Annotated in this window: 14 protein-coding genes and 5 pseudogenes; 1 reads left to right on the top strand and 18 read right to left on the bottom strand. The window is 62.4% G+C overall.

Annotated features, from left to right (window positions below):
- A pseudogene (locus ACYCUK_RS18675) lies at positions 1–104 on the top strand (IS110-like element ISCARN26 family transposase); the annotation flags it as partial.
- Positions 105–120: 16 nt separating this feature from the next.
- Here the strand turns inward: ACYCUK_RS18675 and ACYCUK_RS18670 are convergent.
- From ACYCUK_RS18670 to ACYCUK_RS18585, 18 genes and pseudogenes are all read right to left on the bottom strand, one after another.
- Positions 121–426, bottom strand: coding sequence for a BrnA antitoxin family protein (locus ACYCUK_RS18670; protein WP_112486469.1), 306 nt, complete (start codon positions 424–426; stop codon positions 121–123).
- Entirely contained in the window at positions 407–706 is a 300-nt protein-coding gene (locus ACYCUK_RS18665; RefSeq protein WP_461596167.1) for a BrnT family toxin, read from the bottom strand. The genes ACYCUK_RS18670 and ACYCUK_RS18665 overlap by 20 nt, the downstream gene beginning before the upstream one ends.
- A gap of 1,021 nt (positions 707–1,727) precedes the next feature.
- On the bottom strand, positions 1,728–2,912 hold the full coding sequence (locus ACYCUK_RS18660) for a YVTN family beta-propeller repeat protein (RefSeq protein ID WP_461596166.1): 1,185 nt from the start codon (positions 2,910–2,912) through the stop codon (positions 1,728–1,730).
- A 54-nt stretch (positions 2,913–2,966) separates the two neighbouring features.
- Positions 2,967–3,788, bottom strand: a complete 822-nt coding sequence (locus ACYCUK_RS18655; RefSeq protein WP_461596165.1) for a creatininase family protein — start codon at positions 3,786–3,788, stop codon at positions 2,967–2,969.
- A gap of 128 nt (positions 3,789–3,916) precedes the next feature.
- Positions 3,917–4,655 (bottom strand): annotated as a pseudogene (locus ACYCUK_RS18650) (IS630 family transposase); the annotation flags it as partial.
- A 44-nt stretch (positions 4,656–4,699) separates the two neighbouring features.
- A complete protein-coding gene (locus ACYCUK_RS18645) occupies positions 4,700–8,509 on the bottom strand; it encodes a diguanylate cyclase domain-containing protein (protein WP_461596164.1) in 3,810 nt (1,269 codons plus the stop codon).
- A 13-nt stretch (positions 8,510–8,522) separates the two neighbouring features.
- A complete protein-coding gene (locus ACYCUK_RS18640; RefSeq protein ID WP_461596163.1) occupies positions 8,523–8,927 on the bottom strand; it encodes a hypothetical protein in 405 nt (134 codons plus the stop codon).
- 22 nt (positions 8,928–8,949) lie between these two features.
- Positions 8,950–9,912 (bottom strand): FHA domain-containing protein, encoded by a 963-nt coding sequence (locus tag ACYCUK_RS18635; protein ID WP_461596162.1) that lies wholly within the window; start codon positions 9,910–9,912, stop codon positions 8,950–8,952.
- Between the two features lie 10 nt (positions 9,913–9,922).
- Entirely contained in the window at positions 9,923–10,342 is a 420-nt protein-coding gene (locus ACYCUK_RS18630; RefSeq protein ID WP_461596161.1) for a hypothetical protein, read from the bottom strand.
- 505 nt (positions 10,343–10,847) lie between these two features.
- Positions 10,848–12,167, bottom strand: coding sequence for a methyl-accepting chemotaxis protein (locus ACYCUK_RS18625; protein ID WP_461596160.1), 1,320 nt, complete (start codon positions 12,165–12,167; stop codon positions 10,848–10,850).
- Entirely contained in the window at positions 12,134–12,328 is a 195-nt protein-coding gene (locus ACYCUK_RS18620) for a hypothetical protein (RefSeq protein ID WP_461596159.1), read from the bottom strand. The genes ACYCUK_RS18625 and ACYCUK_RS18620 overlap by 34 nt, the downstream gene beginning before the upstream one ends.
- A 172-nt stretch (positions 12,329–12,500) precedes the next feature.
- Positions 12,501–12,803 (bottom strand): annotated as a pseudogene (locus tag ACYCUK_RS18615) (CZB domain-containing protein); the annotation flags it as partial.
- 105 nt (positions 12,804–12,908) lie between these two features.
- A pseudogene (locus ACYCUK_RS18610) lies at positions 12,909–13,718 on the bottom strand (methyl-accepting chemotaxis protein); the annotation flags it as partial.
- Positions 13,719–13,853: 135 nt separating this feature from the next.
- Positions 13,854–14,054 (bottom strand): annotated as a pseudogene (locus ACYCUK_RS18605) (MBL fold metallo-hydrolase); the annotation flags it as partial.
- The gene (locus ACYCUK_RS18600) at positions 14,051–14,290 is read right to left on the bottom strand and encodes a hypothetical protein (protein ID WP_461596158.1); all 240 of its coding nucleotides are present in this window, start codon (positions 14,288–14,290) and stop codon (positions 14,051–14,053) included. The pseudogene ACYCUK_RS18605 and the gene ACYCUK_RS18600, both read right to left, overlap by 4 nt.
- Positions 14,291–14,869: 579 nt before the next feature.
- A complete protein-coding gene (locus tag ACYCUK_RS18595) occupies positions 14,870–15,220 on the bottom strand; it encodes an aminotransferase class V-fold PLP-dependent enzyme (RefSeq protein ID WP_461596157.1) in 351 nt (116 codons plus the stop codon).
- Positions 15,221–15,461: 241 nt separating this feature from the next.
- Complete coding sequence (locus tag ACYCUK_RS18590; protein ID WP_461596156.1) at positions 15,462–19,814, bottom strand: EAL domain-containing protein; 4,353 nt, start codon at positions 19,812–19,814, stop codon at positions 15,462–15,464.
- 215 nt (positions 19,815–20,029) lie between these two features.
- The gene (locus ACYCUK_RS18585) at positions 20,030–20,260 is read right to left on the bottom strand and encodes a hypothetical protein (RefSeq protein ID WP_158540957.1); all 231 of its coding nucleotides are present in this window, start codon (positions 20,258–20,260) and stop codon (positions 20,030–20,032) included.
- Between the last annotated feature and the right edge of the window lie 79 nt (positions 20,261–20,339).

Here is a 20,339-nt window from a genome sequence, read left to right as displayed (position 1 = left end):
TCAAGAAGGTGGCCTTGATCGCCTGCATGCGCAAGCTGATCACCCACCTCAATGCCATCACCCGGGACCACCTGAACGCTCAAAATCAGCCTCTCACTGCTTGACTTTCAACACGGTTACTCAGGCCTTGCGTGCCGCCAGCATCTCCCGACGCAGGATGGCATTGATGCGTGACTGGTAGCCCTTGCCTTGGGCCTTGAGCCAGTCCAGCACATCGGCATCGATGCGGGCCGTGATCTGTTGCTTGATGGGGCGATAGAACCGCCCACGCACGGCAGCATCCCACTGCGCTGCTGTCAGCACAGGACTATCGCTGGTGTCGATCGCGCTGTCCGGCCTGGCGGCTAGCTCTTTGAGCCTGGCGTGCTGCGCTGGCGTCAGGGGAGGCAGCGTCTCCAGCGTATGGCTAACGGTTTTGCTCTTCATAGCGTTGCCTTTCGGTACGGTCGGCGCGCCGCGCCGAGATGATGCGGATGACCTCGATGGATTGGCCGTGCACATCGTCCTCGTGCACGGTGTGCACCACCATCAGCAGGACGACACCACCGACCAGACCAAAGGTCTGCCAGCGTTGCTCACCGCCTTCGATCCGATCCTGCACCGACACTTGTAGCGGGTCGTGGAAGACGTGGGCGGCTTCTTCAAAGCTCACCCCATGCTTGCGTTGATTGGCGCGATTCTTGGCCTCGTCCCACTCGAATCGCAAGCGACTTATCATATCGTAATTGTAGTTGCATTCATGTCAATATCAAAGTCCAGCACCGTCGCCGGCGCCCAGCGATACAGCGTCGGGATGGACACACCCGGAGACAACGCTGATCAAGTTTTCTCGCCATAAATGACCGCGCAGAAGTCTGCTCGCTTTCGCGCCGGATGATGTCGCAATCCGTATCCGCTCCATGACAGGACGGCATTCGCTTTTTCTGCATTCCTCTACCCGCAACACCAACAGCCTTCCTCTCGGGTGGCTTGCCGCACAGCGGCAGCGCTACGGGCTTACCCTGTTCCACTTGCATCTCAGATCGGATCGGACCCTTCAGCTCCGCCGGCGGTTCAACATCCATGGTGGCCCAGTGTTCAGAGACCACGCCCGCCCGCACACCGTTTTGGTTCAAGCCTGTCAGCACTTTTGGCTTGTTCAAAGATCACGACGTTCATTTGAAGTTCACCTATGTTGGTCGTAGCCGATCGTTCCTAGCTCCTTACCGCCTCAGTGCTGGCAGTTTCCGCTTGGCCTCGCGACCGCACGTACCGATGACTCGGTGGCTACGTTGTCTCCGGAGCTTCACACCAGGCCGTTGCCAGCCTCGCATGTCCGGATAGGGAACGGTTGATGGAACAACCGGTTTCATCGAGATATAACTCCTGTGAAACAAAGACTCAAGCGACTTTCAGGTCGCACGAAAATGGTCTTTGCCAGATCCAGGCCAACAGTCGTCATCTTCATGATGGATGCTCCTCTCGGGGAAGTGATGACCTCAAAACCCCACACTTTGGCACATCGATGCCGGATCGGGTGGGGGCACCCATTCCATTAGCTTTCCGTCGGGGCGTTGACCCAGCAGTCACCAGTCAGCATGTTCATCTGGGCTCCCCTGGCGTGGAGCGCCTCCACGGCGGGGCGAAGGTTGGGCGCGCAACATGCATCGCCCCCGCTGAGAATCCAGCGAATGTTCAAACGGACGCGGAGGCAATCAGCCAACGGCCACCGTCAAAGCGAACAGTGCTCAGCGCATATTCCCTGTATGCCCCAGCGAGTACCGCCCGGGCTGCGGCCAGACGGTGAGGCCATGCGGCTCCATGCCCACCGGGATAGTGCGTACCGCACCGCTCGTCGTATCGATTGCATAGACCACATCGTCGAACCGGCCAGATAACCACAGGGTCTTGCCGTCCGCACTGACACCACCCATATCGGGACTGCCGCCCTCTGGGATGGGCCAGGTTGCCACGACCTTGCGGGTTGCGAAATCGATCACCGACACGCTTCCTCTGCCACGACGCGGTCCGTGAATGAGGTTGGACCCGCGGTTCGCGACGTACAGCTTGGTCCCGTCACGGCTCGGATATAGACCGTGCGTGCCGACACCCGTGGCGGTGAAGCCAATTTTCCTGAAGGTATTGCCGTCGATCAGGTCGACTCCGTCGGCCAGCATGTCCGCCACGTAGAACACCTTGCCGTCCGGCGCGATGCGGATGTCCTGTGGCATAGCGCTGTTGCCAAGCCGTAGGTAGCCGACGACCTTACGATGCACCAGGTCAATCTTCGCGAGCATGCCACCGAATTCGCAGGTGAAGATCGCGTAGCGGCCATCGATCGAGAAGTCGGCATGGTTGATTCCGCGGCACTGCGGCACCGGCAGGCTCGAGCGCAGCGCCATGGTGTGCGGATCCCGGAAATCAAGCCGAGCGTGCGCCTCTGCCACAACGATGGCCTCTTTGCCGTCCGGCGTGAAGTACATGTTGTAGGGATCGTCCACGGGGATGGCCTTGCCGGGCTTACCGGTCTTCGGATCGATCGGCGTCAAGCTACCGTCGGTGCGGCCTTCGGCATTGTTGGTGACCCACAGCGTTTGCAAATCCCACGACGGCACGATGTGCTGCGGGCTGTGACCTACGGGGAACTTGTCAACAACCTTGAGCGTGGCCGGATCGATGACATCGACATCGTCGGAGCGCAGATTGGGTACATAAATCCTTGGCAGCGCGCCCTTGATCGCTGGACTGAGGTCCCCGGCGCCTGTTTCGCTGTAAAGATTGTTGGGGTTCACGACGGGAGGCATACCGGGGACCGTGTCGATAATCGGTGCGGCGCTGGCGCCGCCACCGATGCACAGACCAAGCCACACGGCCCCGATGAGGGTTGCAATACGAAAGCGGCGACGTCGGGACGAATCCATGATGGAATCCATGAAAAAGAAAAGAGTATGTTCTGAAGAGTCACGGCTACCGAGCAACGGCGCTCGTCACCGTCCAGCCATGTCCTTCTTGAGCGCATCGACAGTCCGCGACACGATGGCGTCGACGCCCAATTGACCAAGTGCGATGCTGGCGCGGCGCGGGTCACCTCCGTACACGCCGTCGGCCGGCCCGGGTTTGGCGCTGTTTCGCAATCGATCAAGGCGGACCATTTGCGGGGCCACCGCCAGCAGCAGCGACGTGTCGGCGAGTCCGGCGTGTGTGCCGATTTCGTCAGCAGGCACGCCCTGCTTGCGCAGGATTTGCGCGTAACCGGCCGAACTGGTGTCATAGTATTCGGGCGGCACGAAGGCTCGGACACCCGATCCGGCCCACGCCTTGTTGAGTCGATTCACCACCAGCCGGATGTCGCGTTGGTAGCCGCCGTGGTCACCAAGAAAGACGATGGTCTTGAAGCCGTGGACCTTGAAGCTGTAGGCGGCGGACTCCAGTGTTTGCTCGAACGCACCATCCGGCACCGTGATGGTGCCGGGAAAGCGCATATGTGATGTCGGCGGCGCGTAGCTGCCCTCCGGCACATAGGCAATCACCGGTGCGACGAGCGTTTGACCCAGCGCCTGTGCAATCCGTTGCGACAGCGCCTTCACGCGGGCGTTGTGCTTGCCCAGCGCGATATACGGCCCGCTTTGCTCGGTGCCACCGATGGGAATGATGATCGTGGTGGTACCGGCCTGAATGGCGTCACGGAGTTCGGTCCAGGTCCAGTCGTCCAGAAAGACGGTTCTCGGCGGCTGCGCAAGCGCGAGCTGCGATACCGATACCAAGAGGAAGGCAACGCCCACAGAAAACCGGCCCAGGGCACAGCGCATGACAAGATCCGCAAAAAATGCACACAAAGACTTCGCTGCAAGCAGCGCGAGGGGCGTTACCCGCTATTGCTGGGAGCCAGGGACCGATGTTACCCGCGAAACATCAGCAGAGGATTATTGAGCTTTCCCTAAATGGCGACATCACCACAACCCGCTTGGACCCAGCACGCGGCGATGATCGAAGGGCGGCGCTGTGCGCTCTTGAGTTGGTTGCGGGCGGTGACGTTGAGTTCGTCGAGGTTGGCCGGACAGAAGTTGGCCAGCGCATGACGCTTGAGCCAGGCCCAGAGGGACTCGACTGGATTGAGGTCGGGGGCGCATGGCGGCAAGAACGCCATCTGGACGTCTCCCTCGGTGGAGGCCAGGTCCTCGCTGCTGCGGTGCGCCTTCAAGCCATCCCAGAGGATCAGCAAGGGCTGCTTGAAGTGTGCACGCAAGGCCTTGAGGAACTCCACGTGCTGTTCTTTCTTGATTGAGCCCTCGTGCAGCCGGAACAGGCAGTTCGTGCGGCTCAAGCCCGCCATCACGCTGACGTGGGTCCAGTTGACGTGGAACTGGATGATGGGGGTTTAGCCCTTCGGTGCCCAGGTGCGCACCCGCGTGGGCCGCTCGCTCAGGCTCGACGCGTCGATGAAGCCGATCAGCCGTCCTTGTCGCTTGGCTTTTTGTTGAGGGCAGGCCAGGTCTGGCGCTTCCACACTGCACAGCAGCCTCGTTGCGCTCGAGGGCGCGGCGCTTGGGCTTTTGCACGGAGAACCCCAGCCCACCCAGGATGCGCCAGATCTGCGTCTGGCCGAACTTGACATCGTACAGTCGCTCGATGAGCATGCCCACGCGCTTGAGGGTCCATAACTCGATGCCACCGCCGAATTTTCAGCGGAACGAGCAAATCCGTTCGCGAAACGCTCGGTTCAGAGCGTTCGATTCTCCTTCACGCGTGCTACAAGCCATTGCAAAAGTTTGTGCGAGGCATTGGCAACGTCCGTGCCCGCGTGAATTTGGGCATTCCAGGCGGCAGCTTCGGTGTCTTGCCATCCCTGCTCCTCGAAAAGGCGCGTGGCCTGCGCGTTATCAAGCGGCAGGGTCTCCGCCAAGCGGCGGCAGTGCATAACCGCCCAGTGGTACGCCAACGTCCCGAGAAGAGTGTGAATCGTGCCAGGCTCGGTCGGCATCCGAAATTGGCGGACCCAATCAGGTACGTCTTCAGCAGGCATTGGATGCGCCAGCGCGTAACCTTGGCCCTTGGCGGCACCCAGAACCATGGCAGCTTCGACCATGCCAGCGTCTTCCAACCCTTCGACCACCACAGCCCGATTCAGATCCCGCCCCATCTCGATGAGTGTGGAGATCAAGCCGACGGTCTCCAGGGGGGAGATGCGCAACTGGGTGAGCAGACCCTGGTCGATCTTGATCGCATCGAAAGGCAGGACAGACAAACGCTTGAGGCTGGAGTAGCCTGAGCCGAGATCGTCCATCGCCAGTTTGACACCGAGGCGCACGAGTTGGTCGATGGCTTCGCTCTGGGCGCGCTGATCGATAGCCTGGGTCTCCAACAGTTCCAGCGTGAGCCGGTGGGGGGCGATGCCGTGTTGGCGCAGGGCTTCTTCGATCCACTGCGAGCAATGGATATCCAGCAGGGTCGATGGTGGAAGATTGACCGAGATGTCGATGCGCAGCCCCTGGGCATCCCAGTGATTAAGTATCTCCAGGGACTGCTTCAGCCCGAGTTTAAACAGCCGGTCGAGCCCCGCGTCGGACAACAGAGGCAGAAATACACCCGGCGGCACAATGGTGCCATCCTCCAGTTTGAGCCGCGCCAGGGCCTCAACCTTTTGCACACTGCCTGTGCCCAAGTCCACCACCGGTTGCATGAACATCGCCAGGCCGCCGGCAAAGAGCCGCTGCCGATAGATTTGCGCCTCGTCAAGGCGCAGCGCGTGCGAATCCGCAGGGCAATGGCATCGGCGCCTGATCTCTTCCCAGCGGCGGCGTAGAGCTCGCACAAATTGCCGCATCCAAAAGGATTCAAACTGATTTGGGTAAGCGCCGAACATTCGAAATGCGGCAATCGGATGCCCCTCTTCGCCCAAGATTGAGAGGGCTACTGCGCTGCGAACACCCAAAGGCAGCATCTGAGCGTGCCAGGCGGCAAATCGAGAATCCTGCCCATAAGCTCCGGAGCTCAAGACGGATCGGCTTCTCCAGGCCCGGCTGACCAAGGCTTGCCCTAATGGAGAGGTCGGATCCAGACGGGGCTGATAGTGCGACTGTCGGGTGATGGCTTGAATCGCATCGGAATGCAAGCCAGCCGTACTTGTCAGTTGAAAGATTCCCCGTTCATCCGGGACTTCGATGGCGGCGTTCAGGATGCCCGGCAACGCTGCTAGCGAATCGAGCTCCACGCGCATTGCCTCTGCCCACAGAACTCCTCTTGGCGGCAAATCGGCCGCAAGCGCAGAGTGGTACTGCTCGACGGTTTTATCCAGGCTCTGCAACTGCGTTTGCATGTCGTCCTGCAGGCGTTTTTCCGCAGCCAGCATGAGTTGATAGCGCGTGCGTGCCGTGATGGTCGTTGCGCTCAGTTTTGCATGCAGCAGTTCGCGATGCAGCGACAGAGACTGCACCAATGTTGCGCTATCGACGCCCACCAGCGCATGCACCTGCCCCAGGCGTTGCGCACGGGAAATGATGGCCTCTTGCGTGGTGTGGGGGGCGAGCAAAAACCGCAGATGTTCAGCCTGGGTCGTCTTCAAGGCCTGCATCTCCTGCGGGTTCAGGTTGGCCAAAATGGCGGCTGGTGCGGGAGCACGTGCCAAGCGCGTGTAGAACTCCTCAGCGAACTGGATCGAAATGGTTTGAAAAACGTTCTGCATCCTGTCTAACAGAGCGGTGGCGTCTTCTCCATAAGGCTCGAAGGGCCGCTCGCGCGCGGGCAGCTCGTCGCCATCGCTGCTCAGGTGCCACCAATGCGTGCGGTCGCGTTTGTGGGCCTTGGTCTGATACATCGCAGTGTCGGCCTGACGGATCAGGCTGTCTGCATCCTCCCCATCGCGCGGGAAGAGCGCTACGCCCATGCTCATTCCTACGGTGGCGCTTTGTCCCAGGGCGATTTCGAAAGGATCTTCTACGGCCTGATGCAACCGTGCCAGGGCCTGGGTGAGTTGCTGGGCCACCTGCAGTTCATCCAGATCCTCGATGATCACGATGAATTCGTCCCCCCCAAGACGGGCCAACAGGTCGGTCTGACGGAGAAGGCCCTGCAATCGGCGCGCAAGTTCCTGCAACAGTCCATCGCCGGATTCATGGCCCCAGGTGTCGTTGACCGGTTTGAAGTCGTCCAGATCGATCAGGCCCACAGCGACCAGAGTGTTGTGTCGCTTCGCACGTGCCAGCGCCTGGGGTAGGCGCTGCTCCAAGGCGAAGCGGTTGGGCAGGCCCGTGAGCGCATCATGCGTGGCCAAACGTTCCAGACGATCTTGCAAGAGATGTCGGTCGGTGACATCCAGAAACGCCCAAACCGATGTCGACAGATCACGGGTATTGCGATCTTCAACGATTTTTCCGGCCAGATCGCAGACGATGGTGCTGCCGTCGAGGCGACGAATCTGGACGCTCGGGATAAACACGCTGCCTTGCGAAAGCAGGGCTGGATATGCCGAACTGACCCGCTCATCATCCTTCAACGAGGCGTATACCATCGCGGTGGATCGGCCTTCCAATCCCTGGGGATCGGCATAGCCGAGCATCGTTGCAAAGCGGTGATTGGCCTGCAAGATGTGGCGGTTGGTGGCCAAGACAATCCCGACCATCGCGTTGTTCAGCAACGTGTTCTGCAGGGCGGACTGGTGACGTTGTTCACGAATCATTTGGGCGATTTTCCCTGCCGCGAGGACCAACAAAAGCATCGTGCCCAGCTCGAAAGCCAAGCGCCCTTGAGCCTGCTGCCAATACATCTTCAGTGGCAACGCAGTGGGCCAGCTTGCTATCACCGCGAAGGGATAGCCTGGAATATCGGCACGAACGGCATCTTCCGTGCTCGGAGCGTCGGTAAATTTCACCCGCCCTTGCTGCCACACGCCGAGCAAGCCGGCATTACGAAGGTCACGCACGGCAAACGTCCACGGTTGGCCAGCCTGCGCTTGTGCGAGCAACGGATCCAGCCTGTAGGGAGATCCGACAAAGTACGCCGATCTTCCGGCGTTGTTGGGAACATGAAATCGCATGAGAAGTACATGCGTGCCCACGCGCGACGAAGCATGTACAGGCCCCAACAACAGGTCTGGGTTGGACGCAAATGGAGTGAACTGATTGCCCAGTGCAATGGGCCTGCTGCTTTGCCGGTGTGTTGACCAGAGGATCCTGTCGCCATTGGAAGACAAGATGTCGAAAGCGAAAAGAGCGTTGTGCTGTGCCAAAAAACGGCGCAGTGGCAACACCACAGCAGGGTCCGGTCTGCTTAAGTCGGAGGAAGACTCACGCAGGGACGCAGCCGCGAATTGCAAGACGACGAACTGGGTATCGAGTTGCGTGGCAACGCCTCGGGCATAGCTGGAAGCGGCGCGCTTGGCATCCTGCGCGGTCTGGGCCCGGGCTTCCCGAAAATGCCCAATTTCCGCCCAAGCGCCCCACGCGGCGACCATCATGAGCGGCAGGATCAGGAGGAGCATCTGCCAACGCGGGATCTCCTTGCTGACAAGTTGGCTGACGTGCGATTTCAACATTGCGGTGCCTAGTTCATCGTGTCCTGTGCACGCGCAGCCAACTGATGAACACGCCGTGCCCCTGATCCTCAGGGCGCGAGCCGGACTTGCAGCGCTCGACGTCGCACTGCAGCAGACTGCCGACGCCCGTGGCGAGCCTTCGGTCCAGGGTCACGGGCTCGCCCGGCTGCAGCGGAAAATCGGTCTTGATCACGAGACCACCAGGGCCGGAATCTCCCACCACGGTGACGGGGACCCCCGAGGAGTCAGGGCCGGAGGTGACGTGCCAGCCCAAGTGCAGCCGCACAGGCCTGGCCTTGAAGGTGCCGCGGTTGTCCAGGCGTAGGCCTTCGATCTTTTGCAACAGATCCTGTAGGCGGGGGTCGTCCCAATCGACGTCCACGAGTTTGCTCGTCGGATCGTTGAAACGGCGGGTCATGGCGACACAGGGGGCGGGCCGGTCATGCGAACGGGCCGGTCGATGCAAAGGACTCGCTGGACCCAGGTCGGTCGATCGTCAGGTCATGCACCGCCGGTAGCGGAGTGACACTGAACAGAAGGTCGGGCGGCCGACAGGCTTGAGGCTCCCTCCCCAGGCGCAACGATCCAGCCCCGCCGAGCAGGCCCACGTTATGGGCGATGCGCGTGACCGCTCCCGTCAGCCCGGTTTGCAACCAGGTCCCATTGCGGCTGGTGTCGGAGAGCGTGTAGGACCCATGACGCCAGGCAATGACCACATGCTGGCGGGAGATGGCGGCCGTTTGCAGAACCACGTCGGCGCGCGGATCCCTGCCGATGCGGATGGGGCGTCCCGGGGTGAAGGTCATGTTCACACGCCCATCGGGACTGCGCAGGTTGAGCCACAGGGGTGCGGCGCGCGGCGTTCCCGGCGCTTGGGTGCAAGCGACCATCCAAGCCCGACGCACGCCGTCGGTATCCGCTGCGGCGGCAGGCTGGAGTTGGCTGACGAGCATCTCGGGCAGGCGGGCTACGACGGCTTCGTCGAGCAGAGTCTGCCCTTCGCTCGCCCCTGTGGCCAAGGAGACGGCGCGGAGCAGGGTTTCTCCCTCGTAGGTCGGCGGGCGGCACAGCACGGCACCACAACTCAGCCCCATGTCCAGGTCGAGTCGCAGGTGCGCATCGAAGTTCTGACACCATTGGTCCAGGTGCAGGCGCATGGCGCTTGCAGCCTGCAAAGCCTGCTCGGCTTGCTCGAACAAGACGAGCAGGGACGTGGAATCCATGTGGACAACAAGCCCGGATGCGGCGGCGGCACGGTGCGCGAGGCGGTTGATGGTCCGTTCCATGAAGGCGAGGGCCTTGGTTTCACCCATGAGCACGAACAGCGCATGCGTGGCCGGGATCTGCGCACTCAGCGCCACCAGCACAGAGGCCGGACGCAGACCTCGCCATTTTTCGAACATGGGTCTGCTCCTACCGTGACGTCGCGGCAGGGGTGCCGGCGGTCAGATCGGCGGGGACGAGCGTATTGATCCAGCACGGCGTTGCGACGTCATCGGGGCGATGCCCGAGTCGCGTGCCTTCCAGGACATACAGCCCCTCGGGCACGTCGGATGCGCCAGGGATGGCTTCGATCCAGTAGGACGTGGCGGCGCACAGTGCCTCGGCGGTGGCCACGTTGATGCGGCCCTGCCCGTCCAGCCCGACTTGCATGACCAAGCGATCCGCCTCAGGGCGCTGCGCATCAATGAGCACCAGGGTCCGCGGCCGAAACCGGCCGCGAGGGTCCTGCAACAACGCATCGACCTCGGCAAGCCAGCCATCCAACCGCTGGCTTGAAGTCTTTGCCGAGGAGAGATTGTCGGCGTCAATCCGTGGCTTGATCGGGGTCATCAGGGAGGCGCTCTTTCTTCATGGGTGACGCGAAGCCTAGGCCTGAGGACGGCGCAGAAGCGATGACTTCGCGCAAACAATGCACGTCAGGCTTCCGAAAATTGGCCAAAGCGTGAAATTGTTCACGCGGCGCTGCGCAGCCCGGGCGGGAACGCAACGCGTCGGGCGGCTGATTCACTCTCAAGGAAACGCAGGGCCGCCCCAAATTTCCTTGACCCCCACGGGGGGCGGGTCGGCGAGCCGACCCTGGGGGCGCTCAGAAGTCGGCAGGTCAGTCGACAGAAAGCGTCTTTTGGCCCGCATAAAACCGTGCGAGGCCATCGCACGGCGATCGTTCACCTGCACCGCTTCAATGCCGTAATGCCGTACCGAGATGTAGCGCAGACTGGCATGGAGCAAGGCGCCTGCGTCCCTGTGGGGTTAGGGCGACGCTGAACAAGTTCCCGTGATGCAGACCGCCCGAGGCGGGGATGCGATGCGCACGAGGGACTCGTTCAGCGTCGCGTTAGACGAAGCCCAAGCGCACGGCGCCCCAGTGCGTGCCCGCGAGCATCACCGGGCACGTGAGTTCGCGCATGACCTCGCCGGTATCGCGGGCATAAACCTGGAGCAGAAAGCCTCGCCGGTTACGCGCCGAGGCCAGGCCCACCGGGTCGTTGAACAGGCGCATCGAGCGGTTGCCGATCAGGTCAATGTTCGGGTCGCCTGTGAGCGGCTGGCCGTACACCGAGTTGTGCGCGGCGGCGCAGCCGCTGCGATCGACCAGCCGCACGTATTTGTACTGGTCGGATAAGACGAGATAGCGGTCTTCGATGGACTGGATCTCGCGCTTGACCCATGCGGTGGAGCGTGTCGTGAATTTCTGCGGATCCGTGTTTGGCACCGGCTGGTAGTCGTCGAACAGCTCGGCTTCGGTGTGTTCCCCAAGCTCGAGCCCTTGCTGCAGGCGTGCCTGCATCTCGACGGCGGCTTGTTCCAACGTGCCAATCACGCGGCTGGCCGGCGAGTCGGTGCGAAACAGTGTGGCCGACTCAAAGAGGCCCTGACTTTTGTTCAATGCCTGTTCAAGGGCATCGGTGATGCGGGTCGAGGTCTGCACGGCCTCCTCGGCGTTCGCACGCACCTGTGCCGCCATCGTGTCAAAGTCTTGATCCAGTCCCCTGAGATGCTGCGCCTGCGCAGTGAGTTGCGCCGATGCCGAGGAGGTCTGCCGGGCGACGTTGCTCACACCGCTCGCGATGTCGGCAAAGTGGCCGGTGATGTCCTGCACCTGCGCATGGCTCGACTGCATGCGCGTCGCAAACTGGTCGGTCGACTGCCCTATTGCCAGCAGCGACGTGCCGATGGTCCCCACCGAATCGTTGATACTGGGCGTGGATTTTTCAGTGATTTGCGCGAGATTGCGAATCTCATTGGCCACCACCGCAAACCCGCGACCTGCCTCACCGGGACGCGCCGCTTCGATGGCCGCGTTGAGGGCCAACAAGTTGGTCTTCTGCGCAATGTTGCGAATCGTGCGCATGTGTTGCACCACCGTTCTGAACTGTTCTTGAAGCGCCAGGATTTCCGCGCGATTGTGTTTGTTTTGCTTCACCAAGTCGGCGAACAGGTCCCGTATCGATGCACTTTGCGTGGCTCCCTCCGCGGCGAGTTGGTCAATACGGCCAGCTTCGGCATCCATTTGCTGTGCCTGGATCACCAATCCATCCGTGCCCTGGACCAGCCGGCCCAGTTCCTGCCCGGCACCTGCGATGCGCCCGGTCTGCTGTTTCGCGTGCTGTTGATTCTGGCTCAATGCGGCCTTGGAATCGAAACGGATGCGCACAATCGCGTCGCGCCATCCGTGACCTGATCCACGAAGTCACGCTGCAGTTCCAGGAGATCGCGTTCTGCGGGCGATAGCTTCGCGACCTGCGCTGCGCGAAGGTCCACAGGACGCTCAGCCAGGAGCTGGGGCAGTTCAGTGATGGGTGCCTGTGCGTTCATGATGTCGCCTTGCCAAGGATCGTGATGTTGGTGGTTGTGCGCAATGCTCGGAGCCCTCGGCGCCAGGGACAGGTCCTTGCGGTCGCGATCACCCTTCGTCGCGCCGCCGCCAGCGCCTCGGCAGCGAACGGAGCCCCATGTCCCTCGGCGCCGGCGTTCGGTGACGACCCGATTACAGCTGACCGCTGAGTGCCTGGAGACGCTCGATCACCTGTTTTTCTTGATCAAGCAGCGAGGTTGTCATCTGTGGGATCTGCTGGCGCCGACCGTCATGCGCGGCTTGCAGTATTTGGCGAGCAAGGGCATGAACTTGCGCGTGGGGCGTCTCGATCGACCGAAACGCGGACCGTTCGCCGAAGGCCTCCTGGCCCCGGCTGTCGTACCACTGACCAAAGCTGCATTGATGGTGGTCAGGCACGGCGGCGGCTTGCATGGTGGGCGGATGGCCTTCCGCTTCGGCCAGGATTTGAATCACAAAATTCTTGTGGTCCTCCTCGGCCGACCTGAGCAGCGTTTGCGCGGCGAAACGCTGCATGTCCTTGACCTGAGTCTGCAGCTTGGCAACCACGGCGTCGACGGCAGCGAGTTCCTGGCTGGATTGGTGACTCGTGGATTCGATCTGCTGCGTCTGGGTCGCGATCGCATCGGTATTGCCTTCAATGCTCAGGGTGGATTCCCGCACACGCCGCGCCAGATTGCGTACTTCGTCGGCGACCACCGCGAATCCCCTGCCGGCTTCACCGGCTCGAGCGGCCTCGATCGCCGCATTGAGCGCGAGCAGATTGGTCTGGTGGGAGATCTCGCGGATGGTCTGCACGAGCGAGGCGATCGTCTTGACCTGCACGAGGAGTTCGCTGACCGATCGGGCATTGCCCGACATCACATCTTTGATGTTGCCGATGGCCGAATCCACGGCAAGCATCGATTGACCGACCTCGGTCTCGGCCTTGATCAGCGAGCCCAGAACGGCCTTGAGCCGATCATTCACTTGCACCGCTTCGCGCCGTGCCGAGATGTTGCGCAGACTGGCATGCAGGCAAAGAACGCGTTCCTGCGGATCACGAATGGCCGCCACGACCAGGGAGAAGACAAACGTTCCGATCTCGATCTGCTCGTGAATGGATGGTCGTCTGCCGCTGGCCACATCCTGAAGCCGCTGTTGCGTGTCCTTCCCATCGCGGATGATGAGCTTGAGCGGTTGGCCATGGAGCTGAGCGGGGTCCATCCCGCCCAGATAGCTCTTGAACATGCTGGTGAACCGCGTGACGGTGTTTTGCGCGGTTGGATTGGCGTGCAAAATGGCAAAGTCGCCAGTTGGCTCGGCAAGAAAATTCAGCGTTTCCAGACTGTGCAGGGTCTGCTCGATGCAGTGTTGGGTGGTACTGTCCATGATTTCGGGGTCTTGGTGGATTCGTGTGAGGACAGCCCCAACACCCAGCGCATCGAACCAACCGATGAATCGCAGGACGTTGGGCTGGTGGCCTTGGACACGCGCGCACCGGTTCTGCTTGGCCGCCTTGCTTGGCATCCAGGGCTTGTGAAAGCACTCGGCACTCTTGATGTGGGCGTCGAGCACCGTGGATTGGCCCCTGTCGCGCGAGTCGACGAAGGCCGATTGACCAGACGACAGCGATGCGGCGTCGGCGTCCCTGCAGAACAAGACTTTCGCAACCGGGGCATCGTGATGGAAGTTGGCCGACGCAGGCAGGTCATGTGTAGCAATCATCTGCGGCCGGCGGGGGCCGCCTTCGTCGAGACGGACTGACGGGCAAAGGCTGGAACGGCCTGGGCCGGCGTGCCCAATAGACCTGCGCCTAAAAACGACAGAATGGCAAAAAAGACGGATTTCAATAAGCTGCGCAAACGTGTTCTGGTTGCAGTCGCTGGCGCCAACCAGAAGTTAAGGGTTTTCAGAATTGTTTTTTCTCCCGTGACAAGATATTTCATGAAATTCGAGTTCATGCTAGGAAGTCCCATGAGCGATGAATTTGACGCAAATCAAAATAGCTGGGTGGGCGTCGCAGCAGAGCGACAAAAAAGGCGCCAATGTCTTGTTTCAACGGGTTGTCGCGGTTGATGCGTCTTGGCGATGGCATTCGTGGTTATTGATCGCCGTTCACAAGAGTCTGCGGCGAGGTTGTTCTGCCCGCACTGACACATCGGAATGGCGACCCGTTGCTGCTTGGGGGGATTGCCGTCAACCACGCGTGTTCAGCAATGGCCGGATCACCCGCTCTACGGCCGACAGTGCCGCGTCAATCTCCGCGGATGTGGTTGAGCGCCCGAGCGAAAACCGCACCGCGCAACGTGCGTGCTGTGGGCTCTCGCCTTGAGCCAGCAGCACATGGGATGGCCGGGTCCACGCCAGCGCAGCAGGCTGAGCCCGACGCGGCGATCACCCCCGCCCTTCCAACGCGTGCGGCCTTCAGTTCTCCAAAACGCACCAAGCCCGTATTGGGCAGGCGCCGGGTGGCGGAACCGTAAATCCTCAGTTCCGCAATGCTCGCTTCAGGCCGGATTCGAAACGCTCACGCAGTGCGGTCATGCGATCGATGCCAGCGGCCAGGTTGCATGCCGCACGCTCGGCGGCAGCGGCGCCCCTTTTGCATGGACGATTTCAGCCAGTTCCTCCATGGGCATGTGCACCCCCGTCTCATTGTTTGCGCCCATCACACTGACCAGCGCCACGTCTGCGCCGATCAAGGCGTGCGCGGCCTGCAGGCCGCGACGGCCTTCACCGTCCACCGGGATCAGGTCGACCGGGCATCCGGCCGCGCGCAGACGCGCGGCCAGCACGCGCCGCGCCGCCTGGCCCGGGCCATGGGCCGACGAGGGATTGGCCCAGACGCGTTCGAGCACGTCCCGCATCTCCTGAATGACTTCGTCTGCCACGGGGGGGTGGTTGCGTTGTGGTCGAGATCGATCATGGCCAGAACTCCAGCGCGCGACCGGCGTTCAAACGCGTCAGCAACTTGGGCAGGTGCAGGCCAGGGGCGCGCAAATCGCAACGACACCTGGCATCGTTGCGCGCGCGTGAACAACAGCCCTCCGCCATTCGAGTGGCTACCCCCAGAAACGCATGAACGAGAGGCGGCCCCGAATCGGATCGTCCACCGGGTCGTCCGACAGGCCATCAAGCGCCTGCATGCTGTCCTTCCCTCTGGACTTGTGCAACCAACCAGTCCAGCAGTTTGCGGGCCGTGTCGAGGTCGCCTGGATTCGCGTGGACCTGGGCGTGCCACTGCGCAGCGGGGCTGGTCTGGAGGCCGCGCGCATGCAAGAAGTCCGCCACCGGATACGGCGTCAGCGACTGCCCGTATGCGTCTCCCCGCATCTGAAACCAGGAATAGGCCAAGGCCCCCAGAAACGTCCGAATCTTGAGCGGGTTTGCTGGGCCTTGGAGGGAAGCACGCCATGCCACGATTTGATCCGGCGGCATGGGTTTGGCCAAGCCAAAACCCTGCCCGTATTGCGCCCCCAGGAGCATCGCCGCTTCGATCATCCCGGCATCCTCCAATCCCTCGACGACCACATCCCGGCGAAGATCCCGCCCCATCTGGATGATCGTGACCATCAGGCCCAAGGTTTCGAGGGGGTTGTCGCGGATGCGCATGAGAAGTCCTTGATCGATCTTGATGGTGTCGAACGGCACGCTCGTCAGCCGCAGCAAGCTGCTGTAGCCGGAACCCAGATCATCCATGGCGAGTTCGCAACCCAGGCGCTTGAGTTGGGACAGCGCCGTGTCCTGCGCTCCGCTATCCAGGACTTGGGTCTCCAGCAGTTCCAGGGTCAGCCGGTCCGACGCAATGCCGTGCAGGCGAAGGATGTCCTCGACCCACAAGACGCATTCGCTGTCGCGCAGCACGCTTGGGGGCATGTTGACGGACACACCGATGCGCAGACCTTGCGCATCCCACTGGGCGAGGTGTCCGAGCGCCTTGTCCAACCCCATGCGGAAGAGACGGCTCAACTCGGCTTCCCCCAGCAGCGGAAGGAACACCCCAGGGGCAATCATCGGTCCGTCAGCCAGTTCAAGGCGAGCCAGTGCCTCGACCTTGATCAAGTGGCCGCTGCGCAAATCGACGATGGGCTGCATGAACATGCGCAAGCCGCCGGCAAAAAGCTGCTGCCGCAAGATCTCCGCGCGTTCTTGCGTCACGACCGCCGCAGGCGCGCTGCAGCGCAACCCAATTTGTTCCCAGCGCTGCTGGATTCCCCGTGCGACTTGCCGCATCACCGCCGACTCGAATTGACCAGGATAGGCGCCATAGAGAGCGAGCACGGCGACAACATGGCCCGTTGCGTCGTTCAGCGGAATGGCGAGAACGGATCGCAGGCCGAGCGCCCGTGCAGACTCGCGCCAAAAGGCATGGCGCGGGTCGCGTGTGTAAGACGCCAAGCCGACGATCTCGCCGCGTCGCCAGGCTTGGGCGATCACGCTGCTGCTGCGCGGATCCGCCGGATCATGGATCACGACCTGCGAGTCGGTGGCGCGGAGGGTCGCGGCGATGCCCTCGCATTGCGATCCGGCGCAGTCCTCGACGGTGAAAATGCCCAGCGTGTTCGGGCGCATCAGGAGTGCGCCAAGAACTCCGGGGAGCTTTGCGAGGACCGCAAGCTCCAGGGGGCGAACATCCGCCAGCAACTGTCCGTGCCTCGGGAGCGGGGTCGCCAGAACGTCCAGATAGGACCCGATGGTCGCATCACCAACCTGCAATTGGGTTTGAATGTCGTCCTGAAGGCGTCTTTCGGCGACCAGCAAAATCCGGTAGCGCTCCCGTGCCGGCAAAAGGGCCTGGTTCAGATGTTCCGTCAGCAGTCTTCGATACAAGGCCAGGGAATGCACCAGCAACGCGCTGTTGACGCCAACCAGGGAGTGGGAGCGGCCGAGATGTTGCGCTGCCTGTTGAACGTCCACCAGGGTCGTCTCAGGGGCGAGCAAGAGGCGAAGATGACCTGCTTGGCGTTGTTTGAGCGCCGCCATTTCCGGGGTGCTCAGATTCGCCAGAATGTCCCTGGAATGGGGCTCTCGATCCAGGTCGGCATAGAACGTATCGACAAAATGTTCCGCCACTTCAGCAAAATGCGCCCTGGCCTTATCCAGGAGGGCGGCAGCGTCCCGACCGTAGGCATCGAACCCTGTTTCGCGCTCCGGCGCCGCTGAACTCACGGTCCCCAAGCGCCACCAGGACGTGCCGTCGTGCTTGTGCATCTTGGCCTGGTACATCGCGGCATCGGCCAGACGCATCAGCGCGTCACCCTCCTCGGCATCCGTCGGAAAAAGTGCCAGCCCCATGCTCAAGCCGACCGTTGCCGTCTGTCCCGGGGCGACGGTCACCGGAGTCTCCACCGCGTGATGCAGCCGATCGGCAATCCGAGCGAGTTGGGCTGTCGTCTGGTACGCGTCCAGGTCTTCGATCACGACGATGAATTCATCGCCTCCAAGCCTGGCGAGCCAATCCGACTCGCGCAACTCGGCCCGCAGCCGCTTGGCCAGTTCCTGGAGAAGCGCGTCGCCGGCCTCGTGGCCCCAGGTGTCATTGACAGGTTTGAAATCATCCAGATCGATCATGCCGACAGCCATCGCCGTGCCGTTGCGATGAGCGCGCGCGACCGCCTTGGGTAGATGCGCTTCCAGCGCCCTTCGGTTGGGCAGCCCGGTGAGCGTGTCGTGCAGCGCCTGGTGCTCGACTTGCGCCTGAAGTCGATCCCGCGCCGTCACGTCGACGACCGTCCAGACGGCGAGGGCGTGCTGCATGTCCTGCACGATGCCGCCAGACAGGTCGCAGGTGATGACGCCGCCGTCGCGGCACCGCAGGCGTACGCTCGTCAGTTGCACGGAGCCGGTGGCATAGAGATCCGGATACAGGGACTTGACGCGGGCGAACTCGCTGTCATCGGGGTAGAGGATGCCGGTCGCCTGACCGATCAATGCCGCCTTGCTGGCATACCCGAGCAGGGTCGCGAATCGCGGATTGGCGTCGACGATGCGGCGCCCTCGCGTCAGCGCAATGCCCGCGACCGCGTTGTCCAACAGCGCTTCACGCAACAGCGCAGCATGACGTGCTCTCTCCGCAAGGTCCATGCGATCGAGGCCGCCGGAGACGTCGGATGCCAGCCGGTCGAGCAGGGACTCGGCGATGCTGCCGAAGAGTTCGGCGCGTCCGCTGTACATCGCAAACACCCCCCACATTCTGCCGCTGCGTCGAATGGGAAGAACGACCATGGAGCGCACATCGAAGTGGTTTGCACGTTCGGCATGGGGATCCGGTGATCGCGTGGAAGCAACGATCGGAAGGCGCACGCTCTGCCCATCGCGCCAAGCCCGCCCGATCGCCCCCTGGCCCTCCGTCACGCCTGGGCGACCGGCCACCGCGAGTCCGCCCAGGATGCCCTGTGCGTTGCTCGCCGCGGCGAGAACCTCGACGCTTGGCGTGTCCCCTGGCCGTCCGATCCAGGCCAGCTTGAGGTTGGCCAGCTTGACGGTCATCTGACACAGGGTCGTGAGCAGGGACGACTCGTCGTCGGCGCGGGCGATCGCCTGATTGACTTGAGCCAGCATGGCGTTGAATTCCGCCAGTTGGCGTTGGCGCTTGGCATCGAGTCCGCGTTGGCGAATCTGGCGGCGCACGCTCAAGGCGACGAGGCCGAGGAGCAGGATGGTCCCCGCTTCGAAGATCCAGCGCATCAGCGCGGTCTGCCAATACCGCTGCCGCACCAGCCCGGATGGCCAACTCGCCTCCACGATCAGCGGGTATCCTGGAACCGCGACCTGAACCGCCGCAGAGGCCACCGTCTTGGGGCCGAAGTCCACCTGTCCCTGCTTCCAGACACCGAGCACGCGATGGCTGCGCACGTCGAGCATGGCGAGTGTCCATGGAATCCGGGATTGGGAAAGGCCGAGCAGTCGATCCAGTCGATACGGAGCGCTGACGACGTATCGGGTCCGTCCTTGCGCATCCTGCACCCGATACTTCATGGTCAAGACGCGCGCGCTCGCGCGGGCGATGGCTCGGCTTGGCCCCAGCAAAAAATTGGGGTTGGATGCCAACGGCGTCAGCGCTTGCTCCGTGAGCCCCGGCGCCTGGCGATGTGGTTCGGTGGACCACAGGACGGTGCCATCGGGCGCTTCGATGTTGACGACGTAAAGCCCGGGATGCCATGCCATGAGGCGGCGCAGGGATTGCGCGGCTTTGGGGTCTGGGGACGCCGGGTCGGCGTCGGGGCCGTGCAGGGCGGCGGCAGCAAACTGCAATTCGGTGAACCGGGTCTGAAGGCGATTGGCGATGGCGTTCGCATCGCTTGATGCTTCGCGCCGTGCCTCTAGCACGACCCGGCCCTGGATCTGGTGGTATTGATTGCGTTCGGCCCATAGCCCCCACACCATCACCAGCAGGGCGGGCAGGACAAGCAGCAGCCCCTGCGTGAGCAGGCGAAGGCGTGAGCGCGTGGTTGGGGTCTGTAGCTTCTTGGCCGCAGTGAACACAATGGGCTCTCGATCGCGGGGTGCGCGGGGACGTGGACTCCGGCGCATGGGGACGCCATGCTCACCGTGTTTGATGCGCCATCAACCAAGGGATGGATCGGCCCTTCCGCCGGTCTTCCGACCGAGTTCCAGGCCCACGCATCGTGATCTTCCGCGCTGGGGCGCAAGCACTGGACGCGCTGAGCCGTGCCGGGAAAGAATGCAGACTTGCGCGGCTAAGAGGCAGGCGGCTCGGCATGCCTGACGGGTTGGACGCAGCCGTGAACGAGGGCCAGGATGGCGAAACGGTAAGCGGGATCGCGTGCCATACGTTCCACGCGGTCGGCGGCTGACGGCAAGGATTGCGGCGCGCCGCGCTGCAGGACCTCCAGGGTTGACACCACGCGATCATCCGCCCAGACTTGAACATTGCCGTGGACGTCCCAGTGTGCGCAGAGATCAGACACGTTGATGGCTATGGGTGCAAGGGGACATCGGGGAAGGGGGGAAGGGGGAAGGGTCCGCCGCAACGATGGCCGGGAACTT

It is taken from the genome of Thiomonas sp., from assembly GCF_054608695.1.
Note: the sequence above shows the minus strand (reverse complement) of the source record. Positions and strands in the feature narration are given on the sequence as shown.